Source organism: Gemella sp. (assembly GCF_057272915.1).
The window spans coordinates 1-2804 of record NZ_DBHIUF010000040.1; the positions used below are offsets into that span (position 1 = coordinate 1).

The 2804-nt window shown below is 31.1% G+C and carries 3 protein-coding genes; all 3 read left to right on the forward strand.

Features of this window, described 5'->3' with window-relative positions:
• The first annotated feature begins 138 nt into the window (after positions 1 to 138).
• The 3 genes from ACO6OL_RS08605 to ACO6OL_RS08615 all read left to right on the forward strand — a co-directional run bounded on the left by ACO6OL_RS08605 (position 139) and on the right by ACO6OL_RS08615 (position 2751).
• Positions 139 to 477: an arsenosugar biosynthesis-associated peroxidase-like protein gene (locus tag ACO6OL_RS08605; protein ID WP_003144831.1), complete on the forward strand. Its 339-nt coding sequence runs from the start codon at positions 139 to 141 to the stop codon at positions 475 to 477.
• 7 nt (positions 478 to 484) lie between these two features.
• On the forward strand, positions 485 to 1429 hold the full coding sequence (arsS, locus tag ACO6OL_RS08610) for an arsenosugar biosynthesis radical SAM (seleno)protein ArsS (protein ID WP_485502833.1): 945 nt from the start codon (positions 485 to 487) through the stop codon (positions 1427 to 1429).
• A 203-nt stretch (positions 1430 to 1632) separates the two neighbouring features.
• Positions 1633 to 2751 (forward strand): ISL3 family transposase, encoded by a 1119-nt coding sequence (locus tag ACO6OL_RS08615; RefSeq protein ID WP_485502834.1) that lies wholly within the window; start codon positions 1633 to 1635, stop codon positions 2749 to 2751.
• Positions 2752 to 2804 lie beyond the last annotated feature (53 nt).

Here is a 2804-nt window from a genome sequence, read left to right on the forward strand (position 1 = left end):
GGGGGTGACTCGACAAAATCGATTTCTCCGAAATCACGATTTTTGAGTCACTCCCATAAATCAGACAATTTCATTGATTATTTATGCAAACTAACTTATAATAAAATTATATATAAATTTTTAAAGGAGAGAATAAATATGGCAGATTATTTTAAAAAGAAACATTTAATCGAATTTGGTGAAGGGAAATTTGGAGAAGACGCACCTGATTACTGGAAAAACTTTATGAATTACTATGGTAATGTTATGGCTGAAGGTGAACTAACAACTCGTGAAAAAGCTCTTATTGCACTTGCGGTAGCTCATGCTGAAGCTTGTCCTTATTGTATTGATGCTTATACTAGTACTTGTTTAGAAGAAGGATGCGACCAAGATCAAATCGCAGAAGCTATTCACGTTGCTGCTGCAATGAAAGCTGGTATTACTCTTGTACACGGTCTTCAAAGTAAAGAACTATCTGATAAATTAACAAACTAGTATTATTATGACAGAATTAAATATTCCTAAATTTTTTGACCAAGTTGAGGAAAAACAATATTTATTAACTGAAGAATTTCCTGAAGTTATGCAAATCAACGTAGGTAGTTTATGTAATATTACATGTAGCCACTGTCACGTTGATGGTGGACCTACAAGAAAAAATAATATGGTTCGAGAAACTTTTGAACAGATTATCGAAGCATTCAAGGTTGGTAAATATAAAACGATGGATATTACAGGTGGTGCTCCTGAGATGAATCCTAACTTCAGATGGTTTCTGAAAGAAATCTCTCAGTATGCTAAAACTGTAATCGTAAGAACAAATCTTATTATCCTAGATATTCCAGCTTATAAAGATATACCTGAATTATATCGCGACTTAAAGGTTCAAGTAGTGGCATCTCTACCCTACTACAACGAAAAGGTCGTAGCTAAGCAGCGTGGAAAAGGTGTTTTTCCTAAGTCAATAGAAGTACTAAGAAGACTAAATGAACTAGGTTATGGGAAAGAAGAAGACCTTATCTTAAACCTAGTCTATAATCCAAATGGAGCCTTTTTACCTCCTAAACAAGAAGCGTTAGAAAAAACTTATAAGAAAAAACTATATGACAATTTTGAAATCGTTTTCAATAACCTATTCGCAATAACAAATAATCCTATTGGAAGATTCTCTGAATTTTTACATAGAGAAGATTTATATAAAGGATATATGAATAAACTTTATAAAGCATATAATCCTGCAACATTACCAGGGCTTATGTGTAGAAACATGATTTCTGTTGGTCCTGACGGATCTTTATATGATTGTGACTTCAACTACATTGAAAAACTTAAAATCTCAGGTGAAGTTAACCATGTGAGTCAGCTTGTTGATAATCATACAGGTGTACGTAGAATTGTTACCGGTATGCACTGTTACGGTTGTACAGCAGGAGCCGGCTCATCTTGAGGTGGAGAGACTTGCTAGCATAGGTTATGCTAATAATAATATACGAAAAGAAGCCATTAACACGGCTTCTTTTGGTTCTATAATAAATACGGTTGATAATAAATATCAGCCGTATTTAAATTTATAAAAAAATAGAAAAGAATGTAAAATTCCTTTATAATTTAAGTATGAGCAAAAAATCAAGAAAGGAAATTTACATTCATATGTGTAATTATAGCAAATCTCTTAAAACAACGCTACAAATAACTGACGAAAATATAAAAATTTTAGATAAAACAGAGGAAATTGAAATAAATGGTTGTAAACATCTAGTTTATTACGGTGTATTAGAAGCTTCATCTAACTCTTGTCCTTATTGTAAAGATTGTAAGATAATTAATAACGGTTATAGAAAAGTAAAGGTTAAAATGCCCGCTATTTCTGATAAACCAGTTATCTTGTATTTAAATAAACATCGCTTTAAATGTGATCTATCTAAAACTCTAGAAAGACCTAAAACCTTACCTTATTATATGTGTTTTGACGAAGTGTCTTCTACTTCTGATAGTATAAGTAAAATGAGCTTCGTGTATGCAGATGCATTAACTCATAAAATACAAAATATACTTCAAGGAAGAACTAATAAGATTATTAAAGACTACTTCCTATACTACTCTTATCAACAACGTTGTGAGGTTAAAGCGGTAGTCATAGATATGAACTCTGGTTATAAAAGTGTCATTAGAGAACTGTTCCCTAATGCGAAGATAGTCATTGATAGATTCCATATTGTTCAGTTAGTTAATAGAGCTTTTAATAAGTATAGAGTATCATTTATGAATAGTATTAAAGACAAAAATAAAGAGTTATACAGACAATTGAAATGTTATTGGAAAAACCTTCTTACAAGCTACGATGAATTAGATAATGGTACTCACAAGAAGTTTAAATACTTTAAGTACATCACTACCGAGCAAGATATCGTCAACTACCTAATTAAGCAAGATCCTCAGCTTTATAAGTGTTATTGGCTTATTCAAGATCTTAGGGAAGCTCTTGAGAAAGATGATTTTGATAGATTTAAAGCTTTAATTAATGATAAATCTACATTACCTAGATATATGTTTACAGCTATTAAAACACTTAAAAAATATAAAAGACAGATTAAAAATACTATGCACTACAATGGGCTATCTAACGGTCCTTTAGAGGGAATTAACAACAAAATTAAAGTTATTAAGCGTATTTCTTATGGTTATAGATCTTTTAGTAACTTTAAAGCTAAAATACTCCTTGTATTCAGCTTATTTACACCTTCTGAAGCCATAAAGAAACCTAGATAGGCAGTGTCAAGATTTTTGTGTAAACACAATCTGATGTTTTAAATAAAGTTAAC

Excerpts from the sequence above, each read along its gene's own strand:
- ACO6OL_RS08605 (WP_003144831.1), top strand. The coding sequence starts at position 139 with ATGGCAGATTATTTTAAAAAGAAACATTTAATCGAATTTGGTGAAGGG.
- arsS (WP_485502833.1), top strand. The coding sequence starts at position 485 with ATGACAGAATTAAATATTCCTAAATTTTTTGACCAAGTTGAGGAAAAA.
- ACO6OL_RS08615 (WP_485502834.1), top strand. The coding sequence starts at position 1,633 with ATGTGTAATTATAGCAAATCTCTTAAAACAACGCTACAAATAACTGAC.